This window comes from Sphingomonas sp. SRI_018, from assembly GCF_057586275.1.
Genome location: NZ_JBYCZO010000002.1, coordinates 447,837 through 464,857, shown reverse-complemented (window position 1 = coordinate 464,857; position 17,021 = coordinate 447,837). Strand labels below are relative to the sequence as shown.

The window sequence follows — 17,021 nt, the reverse complement described above, 5'->3', positions numbered from 1 at the left end:
TGCGAGCTTCGATGACGCGCTGGGCCAGGCTGCTGGCGGCGATGATCGCGGTCACCGCGATGGCGATCGTCCAGCCGGCGGCCGCCCAGTCGATCCTGCGCGATGCCGAGACCGAGCAGCTCCTCGCCGACATGACCCGGCCGATCATCATCGCCTCCGGCCTGTCGCCGGCCAACGTCAAGGTGGTGGTGATCAGCGATCCCTCGATCAACGCCTTCGTCGCCGGCGGCCAGATCGTCTACATCCACTCCGGCCTGATCGACGCCGCCGACAACGCCAATGAGGTGCAGGGCGTCGTCGCGCACGAGATCGGCCATATCGTCGGCGGCCATGTGCCGCTGCAGGATCAGGGCTATCGCAGCGCGATGGGCATCTCGATCCTGAGCCTGGTGCTCGGCGTCGCCGCGATGGCGGCAGGCGGGGGCGAGGCGGGCGCCGGCATCCTCGCCGCCGGCCAGCGCGCCGCGCTCGGCAAGCTGCTCGCCTTCACCCGCACGCAGGAGGCGAGCGCCGATGCCGCGGGCGCGAGGTTCCTCAACACCGCGGGCGTGACCGGCAAGGGGATGTTGAGCTTCTTCAAAAAGCTGCAGAACCAGGAATTCCGCTACGGCGTCGATTCGAGCGAGGGCAGCTTCGACTATACCCACCCGCTGTCGGGCGAGCGCATCGCCTCGCTGACGCACGACCTCGTCGATTCGCCGTCGTGGAACAAGCCGCTCGATCCCGCCATCGAACAGCGGTTCAAACGCGTCCAGGCCAAGCTGCGCGGCTACGTCAACGATCCCAAGCAGACGCTGGCCAAATATCCGACCTCCGACCAGTCGATCCCGGCGCATTATGCGCGTGCCTATGCCTATCACCTCTCGGGCTATCCCGATCAGGCGGCAGCCGAGGCGGCGGCGCTGGTCAAGGCCGCGCCGCACGATCCCTATTTCCTCGAGCTCGAGGGCCAGATCCTGCTCGAATCGGGCAAGCCCAAGGACGCGCTGGCGCCGCTGCGCGAGGCGACCGAGGGGTCGCGCAACCAGCCGCTGATCGCCACCACCTTCGGCCACGCGCTGCTCGCGACCGAGGATCCGCAGAACCTGCCCGAGGCGGAGAAGGTGCTGCGCCAGGCGGTCGCGCGCGACGACGAGAATCCCTTCGCCTGGATGCAGCTTGGCACCGTCTACGAGCGCAAGGGCGACGAGCCGCGCACCGCGCTCGCCACCGCGGAGCGCGCCAATCTGATGGGCGACGCGCGCACCGCGTTGGTCAGCTCCAGGGCGGCGATGGCCGGCCTGCCGCAGGGCAGCTCCGACTGGATTCGCGCGCAGGACATCATGCTGGTCTCGCAGACCGCGATGGAAGAGCAGAAACGGAACCGACGCAATTGACCCTGAGACCCTTTCTTCTCGCGCTGCTGCTGGTGGCGGCAGGCGCCGTCGGCGGCGCGGCCGTGCTCGGCCTCCAGGCGCTGCGCCCGGCTCCGGCCGCCGGCGACGTGCGCGGCTATCTCCTCGCCCATCCGGAGGTGCTCCCCGAGGCGATGAACGCGCTGCGCGAGCGCGAGAGTGCCAAGGCGGTGGCGGCGAACCGCGGCGCGATCGTCGATCCCTTCCCGGGCGCAGTCGGCGGCAATCCGAACGGCGACGTCACCGTGGTCGCCTTCATGGACTATGCGTGCGGCTATTGCCGCGCGAGCCTGCCCGCGCTCGCCGAGCTGGTGAAGGTCGATCCGGGCGTCCGCATCGTCTACCGCGAGCTGCCGATCCTCTCGCCCGAGAGCCGCACCGCCGCCGAATGGAGCCTGGCCGCGGCCGAGCAGGGCAAGTTCATGCCTTTCCACGAGGCGCTCTACGCCGCCGGCCGCGTGAACCAGGCGACGATCGCCGCCGCCGCGGCCGCCGCTGGCCTCGACCGCACCCGCGCAAGTGCGGTGGCACGCTCGCAGCCGGTGGCGGCGGAGATCGCCAAGAACCTCAAGACCGCGGGCGAGCTGGGCGTGACCGGCACGCCGAGCTGGGTGATCGGCGACCGATTCGCCTCGGGCGCGATCGGCTATGACGCGCTGGTCGAGGCGGTGAAGGCGGCCCGGGCGAAAAGCTAGGCCTGCATCACTCACCCTCACCCCTGGCGGGCGCCTTGTCCCGCGCCCGTCCGCGCCCTACCTACGCCGCAGCAAAGGGGCCCATCCGTGGTGCAATCGATCCTCGCCGTCTCCGGCGTCAGCAAGACCTATGCGTCCGGCCATCAGGCCCTGAAACACGTCGATCTCGACATCCGCAAGGGCGAGATCTTCGCGCTGCTCGGCCCCAACGGCGCGGGCAAGACCACGCTGATCAGCATCATCTGCGGCATCGTCACGCCATCGACCGGCACGATCACCGTCGCCGGGCATGACGCGCTCGCCGACTATCGCGCCGCGCGCAGTCGGATCGGGCTGGTGCCGCAGGAGCTGTCGGTCGACATGTTCGAATCGGTGCTCGCCACCGTCCGCTTCTCGCGCCGGCTGTTCGGCCGGGCGGGGCACGACGCCTATATCGAGCAGCTGCTCAAGGACCTGTCGCTGTGGGACAAGCGCGACGCCAAGATCATGGAGCTGTCCGGCGGCATGAAGCGCCGCGTGCTGATCGCCAAAGCGCTCAGCCACGAGCCCGACATCCTGTTCCTCGACGAACCCACCGCCGGTGTCGACGTGTCGCTCCGCCGCGACATGTGGAAACTGATCGGGAGCCTCAGGGAACGCGGCACCACCATCATCCTCACCACCCATTATATCGAGGAAGCGGAGGAGATGGCCGACCGCGTCGGCGTCATCAACAAGGGCGAGCTGCTGCTGGTCGAGGACAAGACCGAGCTGATGAAGAAGCTCGGCAAGCGCGAGATGGACATCGCGCTGGTCGAACCGCTGGAGGCGATCCCGCCCGAGCTCGGCGAATGGCACCTGACCCTGGAGAACGAGGGCCGGACGCTGCGCTACGTGTTCGACGCGCAGGCGGAGCGCACCGGCATCCCGTCGCTGCTGCGCAAGCTTCCCGATCTGGGGATCGCCTTCAAGGACCTCGAGACCTCCAAGTCGAGCCTCGAGGACATCTTCGTCGACCTGGTGGAGCACAAGTGATGGGGTTCAACCACCACGGCGTCTGGGCGATCTATCGTTTCGAGATGGCGCGGGCGCTGCGCACGCTCTGGCAGAGCCTGGTCACGCCGGTGATCACCACCGCGCTCTATTTCGTCGTGTTCGGCGGCGCGATCGGCAGCCGGATGCAGGAGCTCGACGGCGTCGGCTACGGCAGCTTCATCGTGCCGGGGCTGATCATGATGAACCTGCTCCAGCTGTCGATCTCCAACGCCTCGATCGGCATCTACTTCCCCAAGTTCACCGGCACGATGTTCGAGCTGCTCTCGGCGCCCGTCTCGGCGATGGAGATGGTGCTGGGCTATGTCGGCGCGGCAGCGACCAAGTCGATCGTGATCGGCCTGATCATCCTGTTCACCGCGATGCTGTTCGTCCCCGTGCCGATCGCGCATCCGTTCATGATGCTGGCGATGCTGGTGCTGACGGCGCTGACGTTCAGCCTGCTGGGCTTCATCATCGGCATCTGGGCCAAGGGATTCGAGCAGCTCTCGTTCGTCCCCGCGCTGATCGTGACGCCGCTGACCTTCCTCGGGGGCGCCTTCTACACGATCAACATGCTGCCCGAGCCGTGGCGGACGGTCAGCCTCGCCAATCCGGTAGTCTATCTGGTGAGCGGCTTCCGCTGGAGCTTCTTCGACAAGGGCGACGTGTCGATCTGGCTGAGCCTCGGGTTCACCGCGGCCTTCCTGCTGCTGTGCCTCGGCGTGGTCGGGTGGATCTTCCGGACCGGTTGGCGGCTGAAGAATTAGCAAGATCCTCCCCGCTTGCGGGAAGGGGGACCGCCGAAGGCGGTGGAGGGGGCCTGCCACGTTCGAATCGCTTTCGGCCCGCCCCCTCCATCAGCGTTGCGCTGCCACCTCCCCGCAAGCGGGGAGGATCGTTCAGACCCGGTGCTCGCCCTTCACCCAGCGCACCGTGCCGGAGCTGGCGCGCATCACCACGCTCTCGGTGGTCATCTTGGCGCCCTTGCGCTTGACGCCCGCCAGCAGCGATCCGTCGGTGACGCCGGTCGCGGCGAAGATGCAGTCGCCCTTGGCCAGCTCGGTGAGGTCGTAGATCTTGTCGAGCTCCTCGATGCCCCATTTGCGGGCGCGGGCACGCTCGTCGTCGTTGCGGAAGAGAAGGCGCCCCTTGAACTGCCCGCCGACGCAGCGCAGCGCCGCGCAGGCCAGCACGCCCTCGGGCGCGCCGCCGGCGCCCATGTAGACGTCGATGGTGGTGTCGGGATCGGTGGTCGCGATCACCCCGGCGACGTCGCCGTCGGGGATCAGCATGATGCCGCAGCCGACCGCGCGCAGCTCGGCGATCAGCTTCTCGTGGCGCGGGCGGTCGAGCACGCAGGCGATGATCTCGTTCGGCGCCACGCCCTTGGCGGCGGCGATCGCCTTGACGTTCTCGGTCGGGCTCTTGGCGAGGTCGATCACGCCTTCGGGATAGCCGGGGCCGACCGCAATCTTGTCCATGTAGACGTCGGGGGCGTTGAGCAGGCAGCCTTCCTCGGCGATCGCCAGCACCGCGAGCGCGTTGGGTCCGGCCTTGGCGGTGATGGTGGTGCCCTCGAGCGGATCGAGCGCGATGTCGATCTTCGGTCCCTTGCCGATCGCGCTGCCGACCTTCTCGCCGATGTAGAGCATCGGCGCCTCGTCGCGCTCGCCCTCGCCGATCACGACGGTGCCGTCCATGTAGAGGTCGTTCAGCGCATGGCGCATCGCCTCGACCGCGGCGGCGTCGGCGTCCTTCTCGTTGCCGCGTCCGACCAGCTTCGCGGCGGCGATCGCCGCCGCCTCGGTCACGCGGACCATCTCCAGCACCAGCACGCGATCGAGGATCTTGCTCGCAGACGGCATCGACGGTCCCCCAGGGAAGATTTGGCGGCGGGATAGGAGGCGCAGGGACGATTGTCGAGGCTTGCCCCGCGCGATTGGCCGGACGGATAGCCTCCTCTGGCCGCAGCCGGCGGCCGGTCAGCCGCCGAGCAGCGGCATCCACATCGGCTGGCCGGCCACGCTTTGCGACCCGCGCAGCTTGTCGAGCGCCTGCGCGACCGCGCGTTCCGGCACCTCGTGCGTGACGATCGCGACGAGCACGCTGCCGTCCTCCGCGGCGCCGCGCTGGATCAGGCTCTCGATCGAGACGCCGGCATCGCGCATCGCCGCCGCGATCTCGGCGAGCACCCCGACCTTGTCGGGCACGGTGAAGCGCAGGTACGCGCGCCCGCGCCGCTCGCCCGGATCGGCGGCGGGCAACTCGCTCAGCGACTTGGCAGGCATCGCATAGGGCGGGCCGAACTCGCCGCGCGCGATGTCGATGAGGTCGGCGACGACGGCGCTCGCGGTCGGCCCGTCCCCGGCGCCGGCGCCCTGGAACAGCAGGCGGCCGACGTAATTCCCCTCCGCCACCACCGCATTGGTCGAGCCGACGACATGCGCGAGCGGATGATCGAGCGGCACGAGGTGCGGATGGACGCGCTGGAACAGCCCGTGCGCGCCGGCCTCGGCGATGCCGACCAGGCGCACGCGGAAGCCGAGCGCGGCCGCCTCGGCGATGTCGGCGGCGATGACGTGGCGGATGCCGGTCACCTCGACCCGGTCGAAGGCCGGCCGCGTGCCGAAGGCGAGGCTGGCGAGGATCGACAGCTTGTGCGCAGCGTCGACGCCGTCGATGTCGAAGCTGGGATCGGCCTCGGCATAACCCAGCGCCTGCGCCTCGGCGAGCACCTCGTCGAAGCCGCGGCCTTCCGCCTCCATCTTCGACAGGATGAAATTGCAGGTGCCGTTGAGGATGCCGTAGACACGGCCGATCTCGTTGGCGGCGGCGCCCTCGCGCAGGCTCTTGATCACGGGCACGCCGCCCGCGACCGCCGCCTCGAACTTGAGCGCGGTGCCCTTCGCCTCCGCCGCTTCCGCCAGTTCGAGCCCGTGGTGTGCCATCATTGCCTTGTTGGCGGTGACGAAGCCCTTGCCCGCCGCGAGCGTTGCACGGGCGAGTGCCAGCGCCGGCCCGTCCGAGCCGCCGACCAGCTCGACCACCACGTCCGCCTCGGCGTGATTGGCGAGCGCGGCGGTATCGTCGACCCAGGTGAAGCGCGAGATGTCGACCCCGCGATCCTTGGCGCGATCGCGCGCGGAGACCGCGACCACCTCGATCGGTCGCCCGGCGCGCCGCGCGATCAGCTCGCGATTGGCGTCGATCAGCCGGATCACCCCGCCGCCGACGGTGCCGAGACCTGCGAGAGCGACGCGCAACGGTTTGGTCATTCAAATAGCCCTTCCTAAGCGCTGGTCCCGCTAGCGGAAGGCGGGATGGCGGAACAAGCCCGGCATCGCGAAGAATTATTTCTTGGGCGCTCCTACCGCGCCGCGCTGACCCGCCAGATCACGTTGCCGACGTCGTCGGCGACCAGCAGCGCGCCGGTCGCATCGGTGATCACCCCGACCGGGCGGCCCTGGGCCTTGCCCTCGGCATTGAGGAAGCCGGTGAGGACGTCGACCGGCTTGGTATTCGGCAGGGGGAAGCCGTTGCTGCCGAAGGGGACGTAGATCACCTTGTAGCCCGACGGCGGCACCCGGTTCCACGAGCCGTGGAGGCCGATGAAGGCGCCGTTGGCGTAGTTCGCCCCGAGCTTGGCGTCGGCGGCGAAGGTGAGGCCGAGCGCGGCGACGTGCGCACCGAGCGCATAGTCCGGCCGCTTCGAATATTCCTGCAGCGCGGGATTGGCGGGCTCGACACGCTTGTCGGGATAGCCGCCCCAATAATACCAGGGCCAGCCGAAATGGTCGCCGAGGTCGACCTCGGTCAGATAGTCGGGCGGCAGGTCGGAGCCGAGCATGTCGCGCTCGTTGACTACGGTGAATAGCCGGCCCGATTTGGGCTCGAACGCCAGGCCGTTGGGATTGCGCAGCCCGGCGGCGAAGATGCGCAGCGCCTTGGTCTCCAGGTTGAGCTCGAGGATGTTGGCGCGGTATTTCTCCGCATCCAGCCCGTTCTCGGCGATGTTCGAGGACGACCCCACGGTGATGTAGAGCAGCTTGCCGTCGGGCGAGGCGAGCAGGTTGCGCGCCCAGTGATTGCCGCCGCCGGGCAGCCGCGTCACATGCTCGGGCTTGGCGGTGATCTTCGTCTGGCCCGGCTTGAACGGGAAGCGCACCACCGCATCGGTGTTGGCGACGTAGAGCCAGTCGCCGACCAGCGCCATGCCGAACGGCGAGTTGAGGCCGCCGACCAGCACCGTCTTCCCTTCGGCGACGCCGTCGTGGTTTGCGTCGCGCAGCAGGGTGATGCGGTTGGCCGACGGCACGCCGGCGCCGGCGCGGCCCATCAGGCGGCGCATCACCCAGCCCTGGATGCCGCCGCCTTCGCGCGGGGGCGAGTTGGTCTCGGCGACCAGGACATCGCCGTTGGGCAGCCGATAGAGCCAGCGCGGATGATCGAGCCCGCTCGCGAAGGCCTGGACCTGCAGTCCCGCCGCCGCCTGCGGCTTGGCGTCGTTCTGCCAGCCGACCACGTCGGCGATCCTGACCGTCGGCACCGTCTGCCGGCGCGGCTCGGTGATGTTCGGGCGCGTGCCCGTCACCTGCTCGATCGGCGTCTGTGCCTGATCGGGCCGGCTGATCCACCACCAGCCGGCGGCGACCACCGCCAATACGAGGGCGAGGACGATCAGGATATGTCTGCGCATGGCCGCCAGCCTAGGCCGCGGCGCAGGTGCACGCAACGTCAGGCGATCAGGTCGATCGCATTCCTCGCCAGCGCGTCCAGCTCTTCCCTGGGAGCACCCGCCCGGGCGCGGATGCTGAGGGAATGAACGATCGCCGCGATGATGGGAGCATGGGGCCCGGCACGTTCGTCCCCCGCGTCGGCGAGAAGGCGTTCGATCCGCTCATCCTCCATCGCCAGGAAGTCGGCGAGGCGGGTTCGGATCTCCTCGTCGGTCACTGACGCCGTGGCGGCGGTGGAGACGAAGACGCAGCCCGAGGGCCGGTCCTCTCCGGTCAGATAGCCATCGATGATCGCGCGGAACATCGTCTCCAACATCGGCCGGAGCGGCAGCTGCGCCTCCGCAAGGCGGTCGAAGCCGCGCGTCGCGCGCGCATGGGTGCGCTCGAGCGCCGCCAGGTAGAGCGCGCGCTTGTCGCCGAATGCCGAATAGAGGCTCGGCCGATTGAGCCCGGTCGCGTCCGCCAACTCGTCGAGCGAAGTGCCGGCGAAGCCCCGCGTGCGGAACCGCTCCACCGCCGCGGCAAGCGCCCGGTCGGGATCGAAGCTGCGCGGACGGCCGCGAGGACGGGCAGGAGATTTTTGTACCATTTCGCAAAGAATCCTTGACCCGATGAATTTCATGCGAGACAGTATGAAAATCAAGTCCGGCGGAGTCGCCAAGGGAGTTCCATGCCATGAAGCTCTATTTCATCCCCTTCGCCTGCAGCCTCGCGACGCGGATCGCGGTGATCGAGGCCAAGCTCGATGCCGATTTCGTCCAGGTGACGCCCGACGCGGTGCTCGCCGACGGCCGGCCGTTCCGGACGGTGAGCCCGATGGGCTATGTCCCCGCGCTGGAGACCGAGGCCGGCGTCACGCTGACCGAGGGCGCGGCGGTGCTGTCCTACATCGCCGATCTCGCCGCCGAGGGCGTGCTGGCGCCGCCGCTGGTCAGCGACGAGCGCTATCGCATGACGATGTGGCTCAACTTCGTCGCGACCGAGCTGCACAAATCGGTGTTCGCGCCGCTGATGGGCCGGGCGGCGGGCCCGGAGGAGCGCGCGGCGGCGAAGGCACGGGCGGCGCGGCCGTTCGCGGTGCTGGAGGCGCATTTCACGGAAGGGCGGCCGTTCCTAGTCGACACGTTCAGCGTCGCCGACGCCTATCTGCTCGCGGTACTCAACTGGTGCGAGCACGCCGGTGTGCCGATCGACGAGTGGCAGGCGGTGAAGGCCTGGCGCGGCGCGATGCGGCGACGGCCGTCGGTCGCGCAGGCGATGGCGGAGGAGATGCCGCTGCTCAAGGCGGCGTGACGGTTCGGCGCGGTTTCCCAAGGAAAAGAGATTGAGCCGCACTCCGTTCGTCACCCCGGCGAAGGCCGGGGTCCACCGGGCAACAAGTTAGCTGCTTGAACCGCTTGTCCAATGCTTGCCGCACGGTGGACCCCGGCCTTCGCCGGGGTGACGGTAGGGTTTGGAATTGCGGGATTCCACAAAAACCGGTGCCACGGGACTTAACGTGCCGACTCCGATCCGCTAGCGCGGCGCGATGGCGGCGGTCATCACCTGCGATGTCGCGATCGTGGGCGGCGGGCTTTCCGGCTGCCTGTTCGCGCTCGCATTGGCTGAGCGGCGGCCCGAGCTCCGCCTCCGGCTGGTCGAGGCGGGTGAGCGGCTTGGCGGCAATCATCTCTGGTCGTTCTTCGACCGCGACATCGCGCCCCCGCATCGCTGGCTCGTGGAGCCGCTCGTCGTCCACGCATGGCGCGGCTACGACGTCGCCTTCCGCGGCCTGACCCGGCATGTCGCCATGCCTTATCGAGCGATCACCTCGGAACGGATCGACGAGGTCGTGCGCCGGCGGCTGCCCGAAGGAACGGTCCTCACCGGCCGCAAGGCGCTGGCGGCGAGCCCGACCACCGTCATCCTCGGCGGCGGCGAAAAGATCGAGGCCGGCGGCGTGATCGACTGCCGTGGTGCGGGCGACCTCACAGCGCTGAAGCTCGGATGGCAGAAGTTCCTCGGGCGCGAGCTGGTGCTGGAGGCGCCGCACGGACTCGAGCGTCCGATGATCATGGACGCGACGGTCGAGCAGATCGACGGCTATCGCTTCGTCTATGCGCTGCCGCTCGCGTCCGATCGCGTCCTCGTCGAGGACACCTATTATTCGGATCGCCGGCCGGTCGACCGTCAGGTGCTCGCGCGGCGGATCGACGACTATGCCCGCGCGAAGGGCTGGACGATCGCAAGCGTAGCGCGCGAGGAGGCGGGATCGCTGCCGGTGGTGATCGGCGGCGATTTCGGCGCCTATTGGCGGTCGGGCGGGAACAAGGTCGCCAAGGGTGGCGTGCGCGCGGGGCTGTTCCATCCCACCACCAGCTACTCGCTGCCCGACGCAGTGCGCGCGGCGGCCCTGGTCGCGGGAGCGGCGGACCTCTCCGGCGAGGGGCTGCACGCGCTGCTTCATGATCATGCGCGGAAGGCTTGGCGGATGCGCCGCTTCTACCGCCTGTTGGGGGCGATGCTGTTCCGCGCCGCCGAGCCCAGGGAGCGCTGGCGGCTGCTTGAGCGCTTCTATGGGCTGGACGAAGCGCTGATCGCGCGCTTCTATGCCGGTCAGTCGAGCCTGTGGGACAAGGCTCGGGTGCTCGCCGGCAGGCCGCCGGTGCCGCTCGGCCGCGCGCTCGCGGCGATCCGGGGAGTGAGGTGATGCAGCGCGCGGTGATCATCGGCGCCGGCTTCGGCGGGCTCGCGCTCGGCATCCGGCTGCAGTCGGCGGGGATCGCCACCACCATCGTCGAGGCGCGCGACAAGCCCGGCGGGCGGGCGTATGTCTGGCAGCGCGACGGCTTCACCTTCGACGCGGGGCCGACCGTGATCACCGCGCCCGAGGCGCTGCGCGAGCTGTGGCACCTGTCCGGCCGTGACATGGCGGACGACGTGACTTTGGTGCCGGTCGACCCCTTCTATCGCCTCAGCTGGCCCGACGGGACCAGCTTCGACTATACCAGCGACGACACGCGGCTCCGGTCCGAGATCGCCAAGCTCGAGCCCGCCGATATCGCCGGCTATGCGCGCTTCCTGCAATATTCGACTGCCGTCTATGACGAGGGCTACGTCCGGCTCGGCGCGGAGCCGTTTCTCGACTGGCGGTCGATGGCGAAGGTGGCGCCGGCGCTGGTGCAGCACCAGGCATGGCGGTCGGTCTATGCCATGGTGTCGCGCTTCGTGAGGAACGAGAAGCTGCGGCAGGCGCTGAGCTTCCACACCTTGCTGGTCGGCGGCAATCCGATGACGGCGAGCGCGATCTACGCCCTGATCCACAAGCTCGAGCGCGAGAGCGGGGTGTGGTTCGCGATGGGCGGCACCGGCCAGCTCGTCGCCGGGATGGCGCGGCAGTTCGAGCGACTGGGCGGCACGCTGCGCCTCAACGCGCGGGTCGAGACGATCGAGACGCTCGGCGATCGCGCAACCGGGGTGACGCTGGCGGGTGGGGAGACGATCCCCGCGGACGCGGTGGTGTCGAACGCCGACCTCGTCCACACCTATCGCCACCTGCTGCGCAGCTCGCGATCCGCGCAGCGCCGGGCGGACCGGCTGGAGCGCAAGCGCTTCTCGCCATCGCTGTTCGTCGTCCATTTCGGGATCAAGGGCACCTGGCCCGGCATTCCGCATCACATGGTGCTGTTCGGACCGCGCTATCAGGGGCTGCTCGCCGACATCTACGATCACGGGCTGCTGAGCGAGGACCTGGCGCTCTACCTGCACCATCCGACGGTGACCGATCCGGACCTGGCGCCGCCCGGCCATTCGACCTTCTACGCGCTGGCGCCGGTGCCGCATCTCGGCAAGTTCCCGGCGGACTGGGAGCAGGTTCGCCCGATCCTGGAGAAGCGCATCCTCGACGAGGTCGGGCGGCGGCTGATCCCAGATATCCACGAGCGGATCGTGACGAAGTTCAGCTATGCGCCGAACGACTTCCGCGACGATCTCGGCGCCCATCTTGGCAGCGCATTCAGCCTCGAGCCGATCCTGACGCAAAGCGCCTGGTTGCGCGCGCACAACCGGGACGATTCGATTCCCAATCTTTACCTCGTCGGCGCGGGGACGCATCCGGGCGCCGGCATCCCCGGCGTGGTGGCGAGCGCCAAGGCGACCGCGGGGCTGATGCTGGAAGGGAATGTGAAGTGAAGCGCGTTGCGGTCTATTGCGGTTCGGCGACGCCGGCCGATCCGGTCTACGTCGAATCCGCCCGCGCGGTCGGGCGCTCTCTCGCCGAGCGCGGGATCGGCGTCGTCTATGGCGGCGGGCGGCTCGGGCTGATGGGCGCGGTGGCCGACAGCGCGCTCGCGGCCGGCGGTGAGGTGGTCGGAGTGATCCCGCAGGCGCTGGTCGACGCCGAGGTTGCGCATCGCGACCTCACCGAGCTGCACGTCGTCGGCACGATGCACGAGCGCAAGCAGGCGTTCACCGACCTCTCCGACGGCTTCGTGACACTGCCCGGCGGCACCGGCACGATGGACGAATTGTGGGAAGCGATGAGCTGGGCGCAGATCGGCTATCACGCCAAGCCCGTGGGACTGCTCAACGTCGCCGGCTTCTACGACGGGCTGATCGCTTTCGTGCGGACGATGGGCGAGGTCGGATTCCTGCGTCCGCAGCATCGGGGGCTGCTGATCGTCGACGAGACGCTGGACGGGCTGCTCGGGAAGATGGCGGACTTCCGGCCCGCCACGACGATTGCGCAGATCGGCGCCAAGGATTTGTGACGGAGCGGTTCAGCCGATCGCGGTTGCCTTCCGCCATCCCGGCACGTGGAGGGCCGCCCAGCCGCCGAGCAGCGGAGCGAGCACCGCCGCCGCCTGCATCCATACTGGGCTGGGAAGCTGGATGACGTTGGCGATACCGCCAGCCGCGATCACGACCGCCACGATCCACGTCGTCGGCGGCCAGCCGGCGATGCGGAGCGCGATATGGCCGCCCACGAGCGCTCCGAGAAACCAGGCGAGCGCGACCAGCAGCTTGAGCGCGAGCGGCACCCCTTCGACATAGACCGCGAGCGCAGCCTTGTCGGTCATGTCGAGGCTGGCAGGCGGCGGCGCGATCCAGTGCCCGATCATCTCGACGACGAAGATCACCAGCATCGCGGCGACGATACCGGCGATCACTCCTAGCAGCTTGCGCATTGTCGGTCCCTCCCTGCGCCGCCCGCTTCTACATTATTTCACGCCAGCGATCACGCGGAGGATGCACGGCAGTTGCATCGGCGCCGCACGCGCCTAACTTCTGCGCCCATGCCCCCCGCCTCCCCCGCCGGCGGCGCCGAACGCCCCCTGATCGGCAAGCTCCGGCGCTTCCTTCCTTATCTGTGGCCACCCGGCGAGCCGATGCTCAAGGCGCGTATCGTCGGGGCGCTCGTGTTCGTGCTGCTGTCGAAACTGGTGCAGGTCTATGGCGCACCCTTTGCGCTGCAGGGCGCTGTGGACCGCATGGCGAGCGGGCCGCGCGACGCGATCACCTTCGTCGTGCTGCTGGTGATCGGCTATGCCGCCGCGCGGTTCGGCACGATCGTGTTCGACAATCTGCGCAATGCGATATTCGAGCGCGTCGGCCAGGACGCCACACGGCGGCTGGCGGCGGCGGTGTTCCGCCATCTCCACGATCTGTCGCTGCGCTTCCATCTCGAGCGGCGGACCGGCGCGGTCACCAAAGTGGTCGAGCGCGGCACCAAGAGCATCGACACGATGCTCTATTTCCTTCTGTTCAACATCGCGCCCACCGTGCTTGAGCTGGGCCTGGTGCTCCAGATCTTCGCCAGCCGCTTCGGCTGGTGGCTGGTCGCGGGCACGCTGGTGATGGTCGCACTCTACATCGTCTTCACCCGCGTGGTGACCGACTGGCGCGCAAAGCTCAGGGAGACGATGAACGACCTCGACACCGGCGCGGTTGCCCATGCGGTCGATTCGCTGCTCAACTTCGAGACCGTCAAATATTTCAACGCCGAGGACCGCGAAGCGCGCCGTTACGAGAAGGCGGTTGCCGCCTATGCCAATGCCGCGGTCAAGAGCGAGAACTCGCTGGCGTGGCTCAACATCGGCCAGGCCTTCATCACCAACGCGATGCTGGCGGGCGGCATGGCGCTGGTCGCCTATGGCTGGGCACGCGGCGAGTTCTCGCCGGGCGAGGTGGTGCTGGTGTCGACCCTCTTGTCGCAGCTGTTCCGGCCGCTCGACCTGCTCGGCATGGTCTATCGCACCATCCGTCAAGGAGTGATCGACATGGGGGCGATGTTCGACCTGATCGACACGCCGAGTGAGGTGGTCGACACCCCCGACGCGCCGCCGCTGACGGTGATGCAGGGCCATGTGCGGTTCGAGGATGTACGCTTCGGCTATGACGACGACCGGCTGATCCTGAAGGGCATCGACCTCGACATCCCCGCCGGCGCGACCGTGGCGGTGGTGGGTCCGTCGGGCGCCGGCAAGTCGACACTGGCCCGGTTGCTCTACCGCTTCTACGACCTGACCGGCGGACGCATCACGATCGACGATCAGGACATCGCCCAAGTCACGCAGCGCAGCCTGCGGGCGGCGATCGGGATCGTGCCGCAGGACACGGTGCTGTTCAACGATACCATCGGCTACAACATCGCCTATGGCCGCGAAGGCGCAGGCGAGAGCGAGATCCAGGCGGCGGCGCGCGGGGCGGCGATCGCCGGGTTCATCGACGCGCTGCCCGACGGGTACGAGACCCGCGTCGGCGAGCGCGGGCTCAAGCTGTCGGGCGGCGAGAAGCAGCGCGTCGCGATCGCGCGCACGCTGGTCAAGGACCCGCCGATCCTGATCCTCGACGAGGCGACCAGCGCGCTCGATAGCCGTACCGAGGCCGAGATCCAGGCCACGCTGGAGGACATCGAGGCGGGCCGCACCACCATCGTCATCGCCCACCGCCTGTCGACCGTGGTCCACGCCGACCAGATCGTCGTGCTGGAAGCCGGCCGCGTCGCAGAGCGCGGGACGCACGCCGAGCTGCTCCGGAGGAACGGGCTTTACGCCGAGATGTGGGCGCGCCAGGCGGCGGAGCAGGAGGCGGCGATCGCGGCGGAGTAGGTGACGTCACCCTTCCCACCGCCTACGGCGGCGGACCCCTTCCCTCTCCCATTGGGAGAGGGTGGGAGGCGCGAAGCGCCGGAAGGGTGAGGGTGACCCCGCTACTTATTCCGCCGCGTCGAGCATGATCCCACCCGCCTGCCGGTCGAACAGCGCCCGGTATACTCCATCCTCGCGCGAGAGCAGCGTCTCGTGCGGGCCGTCCTCGACGATGCGACCGTGGTCGAACACCAGGATGCGGTCGAGCGCGCGGACGGTCGACAGGCGGTGGGCGATGACGATCGCGGTGCGGCCGACCATCAGCCGCTCCATCGCCTGCTGGATCGCCGCCTCGCTTTCCGAATCGAGGCTCGACGTCGCCTCGTCGAGGATCAGGATCGGCGCGTCCGCCAGGAAGGCGCGCGCGATCGCCACGCGCTGGCGCTCGCCGCCCGACAGCTTGACCCCGCGCTCGCCGACCAGCGTGCGATAGCCCTTCGGCAGCCGCGCGATGAAGCCGTGCGCATTGGCGAGCGCCGCCGCATGCTCGATCTCGGCCTGGGTCGCATCGGGCCGGGCATAGGCGATGTTCTCGGCCAGGCTGCGGTGAAACAGGATCGGCTCCTGCGCCACGATCGCGATCTGGCGGCGCAGCGATTCCTGCGTGGCGTGGGCGACGTCCTGCCCGTCGATCAGCACCCGGCCGCCGCTGACGTCGTAGAGGCGCTGGATGAGCTTGACGAAGCTGGTCTTGCCCGACCCCGAGCGGCCGACCAGCCCGACGCGCTGGCCGGCGGGGATGGTGACGTCGAGATCCTCGAACAGCGGTTGCGTGTGGCCGCCGTAGCGGAAGCTGACGTGCTCGAAGCGAATCGCGCCTGCCGTGATACGGATCGGCCGGGCGTCGGCCTGGTCGGCGACGCCGAGCGGATGGCGGTCGAGCTCGACCATCTCCTCCGCCTCGTTCACCGCCTGCTGCAGCTCGTGTGCGTACTGGCCGATGTCGCGCAGATAGCCGTGGACGACGAAATAGGTGGTGAGGACGTAGACGAGGTCGCCCGCGCTCGCCCGGCCATGCCACCACAGCCACAGCGCGCTGCCGGTGACCGATGCCTGCACCGCCCACAGCAGCACGAGCTGCGCCGATCCGCTCCGTACCGCCCGGCGCCAGGCGCGCCGGGTGCGGCGGCGCCACTTGGCGAGGGTGCGGCCGAGCCGCGCATCCTCGCGCGCCTCGGCGCCGAACGCCTTGACCACCGCATTGGCGCCGATCGCATCGGCCAGCATGCCGCCGACGCGTGTGTCCCACTGGTTGGACAGGCTCGAGGCGGGCGCGACCACGCGCGTCGCCAGCACCAGCGTCACGGTGCCGTAGGCGGCGGCGCCGAGCGCCATCACTAGCCCGACCGCGGGCCAGTGCAGCGCAAGCAGCACCATCGTGCCGAGCAGCGCAACCAGCGATGGCAGCATCATCATCAGCACCACGTCGTTGAGCGTGTCGAGCGCCCACATGCCGCGGGTGATCTTGCGCTGCACCGATCCGGCGAAATTGTTGGCGTGCCAGTCGGTCGAGAAGCGCTGGACGCGGCGGAAGGCGCCGAGCGCGGAGTCGGCCATCATGCCGAGCGTGAGCGGCGTCACCGTCGACCAGGCGAGATGGCGCAGCGCCACCATCGCGAGGCCGAGCGCGACCATCGCGGCGAAGGCGTGGAGCGCCGCGTGACGTCCGGAGGAGCCGCTGGCCAACGCATCGGTCAGCCGGCCCGCGAACAGCGGCACCAGGATTTCCGCCATCGTCGCCGCGGTGATCGCGACGGCGATGAGCGCGGTATTCCAGGGACGCCGCATCCAGTGGGCGAACAGGAACGACAGGACGGCACGAATCGCGGCGTCGCCGCGACGGGAGGAATCGGTCATGCAGTGAGCGCGCGGGGTCGCCGCGCGTCCTCTTTTCGGATCAGGGGAATGGGCGAGCGGTCATCGCGACGAGGCGGACCTCTCGCACGGACCTAACGGAAGCGGTGCCTGAACCTTCGGCGGAGGCGCATATGCGATGTCGTCATCATGCCCTCCTTCGCTGCTGGCGTGACCGGGGACGCATTTAGCAGGAGCAGG

General features: G+C 69.0%; 15 protein-coding genes. 9 read left to right on the top strand and 6 right to left on the bottom strand.

Annotation, left to right across the window (positions count from 1 at the left end; all coding sequences use genetic code 11):
• Positions 1-11 precede the first annotated feature (11 nt).
• The 4 genes from AC2YHA_RS14255 (at position 12) to AC2YHA_RS14240 (ending at position 3,870) form a co-directional block, all read left to right on the top strand.
• Positions 12-1,376, top strand: coding sequence for a M48 family metalloprotease (locus tag AC2YHA_RS14255; RefSeq protein WP_487402116.1), 1,365 nt, complete (start codon positions 12-14; stop codon positions 1,374-1,376).
• On the top strand, positions 1,373-2,089 hold the full coding sequence (locus AC2YHA_RS14250) for a DsbA family protein (RefSeq protein WP_233784366.1): 717 nt from the start codon (positions 1,373-1,375) through the stop codon (positions 2,087-2,089). The genes AC2YHA_RS14255 and AC2YHA_RS14250 overlap by 4 nt, the downstream gene beginning before the upstream one ends.
• Before the next feature lie 90 nt (positions 2,090-2,179).
• Positions 2,180-3,103, top strand: coding sequence for an ABC transporter ATP-binding protein (locus AC2YHA_RS14245; protein ID WP_487402318.1), 924 nt, complete (start codon positions 2,180-2,182; stop codon positions 3,101-3,103).
• A complete protein-coding gene (locus AC2YHA_RS14240; protein ID WP_487402115.1) occupies positions 3,103-3,870 on the top strand; it encodes an ABC transporter permease in 768 nt (255 codons plus the stop codon). Before AC2YHA_RS14245 ends, AC2YHA_RS14240 begins: the two co-directional genes overlap by 1 nt.
• A 132-nt stretch (positions 3,871-4,002) precedes the next feature.
• On the opposite strand, the gene glpX is transcribed toward AC2YHA_RS14240, so the two are convergent.
• The 4 genes from glpX to AC2YHA_RS14220 form a co-directional block, all read right to left on the bottom strand.
• Positions 4,003-4,968 carry a class II fructose-bisphosphatase gene (gene glpX, locus AC2YHA_RS14235; protein ID WP_487402114.1) on the bottom strand — a complete coding sequence of 322 codons (966 nt, stop codon included), beginning with the start codon at positions 4,966-4,968 and terminating at the stop codon, positions 4,003-4,005.
• 117 nt (positions 4,969-5,085) lie between these two features.
• The gene (locus AC2YHA_RS14230; RefSeq protein WP_487402113.1) at positions 5,086-6,378 is read right to left on the bottom strand and encodes a homoserine dehydrogenase; all 1,293 of its coding nucleotides are present in this window, start codon (positions 6,376-6,378) and stop codon (positions 5,086-5,088) included.
• Between the two features lie 92 nt (positions 6,379-6,470).
• Complete coding sequence (locus tag AC2YHA_RS14225; RefSeq protein ID WP_487402112.1) at positions 6,471-7,799, bottom strand: PQQ-dependent sugar dehydrogenase; 1,329 nt, start codon at positions 7,797-7,799, stop codon at positions 6,471-6,473.
• A gap of 38 nt (positions 7,800-7,837) precedes the next feature.
• Complete coding sequence (locus tag AC2YHA_RS14220; protein ID WP_233784372.1) at positions 7,838-8,428, bottom strand: TetR/AcrR family transcriptional regulator; 591 nt, start codon at positions 8,426-8,428, stop codon at positions 7,838-7,840.
• Between the two features lie 86 nt (positions 8,429-8,514).
• Here AC2YHA_RS14220 and AC2YHA_RS14215 point away from each other — a divergent pair, with 86 nt between their 5' ends.
• The 4 genes from AC2YHA_RS14215 to AC2YHA_RS14200 all read left to right on the top strand — a co-directional run bounded on the left by AC2YHA_RS14215 (position 8,515) and on the right by AC2YHA_RS14200 (position 12,587).
• Positions 8,515-9,132, top strand: a complete 618-nt coding sequence (locus AC2YHA_RS14215; protein WP_487402111.1) for a glutathione binding-like protein — start codon at positions 8,515-8,517, stop codon at positions 9,130-9,132.
• Between the two features lie 235 nt (positions 9,133-9,367).
• The gene (gene crtY, locus AC2YHA_RS14210) at positions 9,368-10,528 is read left to right on the top strand and encodes a lycopene beta-cyclase CrtY (RefSeq protein WP_487402110.1); all 1,161 of its coding nucleotides are present in this window, start codon (positions 9,368-9,370) and stop codon (positions 10,526-10,528) included.
• The gene (locus tag AC2YHA_RS14205; protein WP_487402109.1) at positions 10,528-12,009 is read left to right on the top strand and encodes a phytoene desaturase; all 1,482 of its coding nucleotides are present in this window, start codon (positions 10,528-10,530) and stop codon (positions 12,007-12,009) included. Before crtY ends, AC2YHA_RS14205 begins: the two co-directional genes overlap by 1 nt.
• Positions 12,006-12,587, top strand: coding sequence for an LOG family protein (locus tag AC2YHA_RS14200; RefSeq protein WP_487402108.1), 582 nt, complete (start codon positions 12,006-12,008; stop codon positions 12,585-12,587). The genes AC2YHA_RS14205 and AC2YHA_RS14200 overlap by 4 nt, the downstream gene beginning before the upstream one ends.
• 9 nt (positions 12,588-12,596) lie before the next feature.
• Here the strand turns inward: AC2YHA_RS14200 and AC2YHA_RS14195 are convergent, their stop codons facing one another.
• On the bottom strand, positions 12,597-13,004 hold the full coding sequence (locus AC2YHA_RS14195) for a hypothetical protein (RefSeq protein WP_487402107.1): 408 nt from the start codon (positions 13,002-13,004) through the stop codon (positions 12,597-12,599).
• Between the two features lie 108 nt (positions 13,005-13,112).
• On the opposite strand from AC2YHA_RS14195, the gene AC2YHA_RS14190 reads away from it, so the two are divergent.
• Complete coding sequence (locus AC2YHA_RS14190; RefSeq protein ID WP_487402106.1) at positions 13,113-14,927, top strand: ABCB family ABC transporter ATP-binding protein/permease; 1,815 nt, start codon at positions 13,113-13,115, stop codon at positions 14,925-14,927.
• Between the two features lie 105 nt (positions 14,928-15,032).
• Here the strand turns inward: AC2YHA_RS14190 and AC2YHA_RS14185 are convergent, their stop codons facing one another.
• Positions 15,033-16,823, bottom strand: a complete 1,791-nt coding sequence (locus AC2YHA_RS14185) for an ABC transporter ATP-binding protein (protein WP_487402105.1) — start codon at positions 16,821-16,823, stop codon at positions 15,033-15,035.
• Between the last annotated feature and the right edge of the window lie 198 nt (positions 16,824-17,021).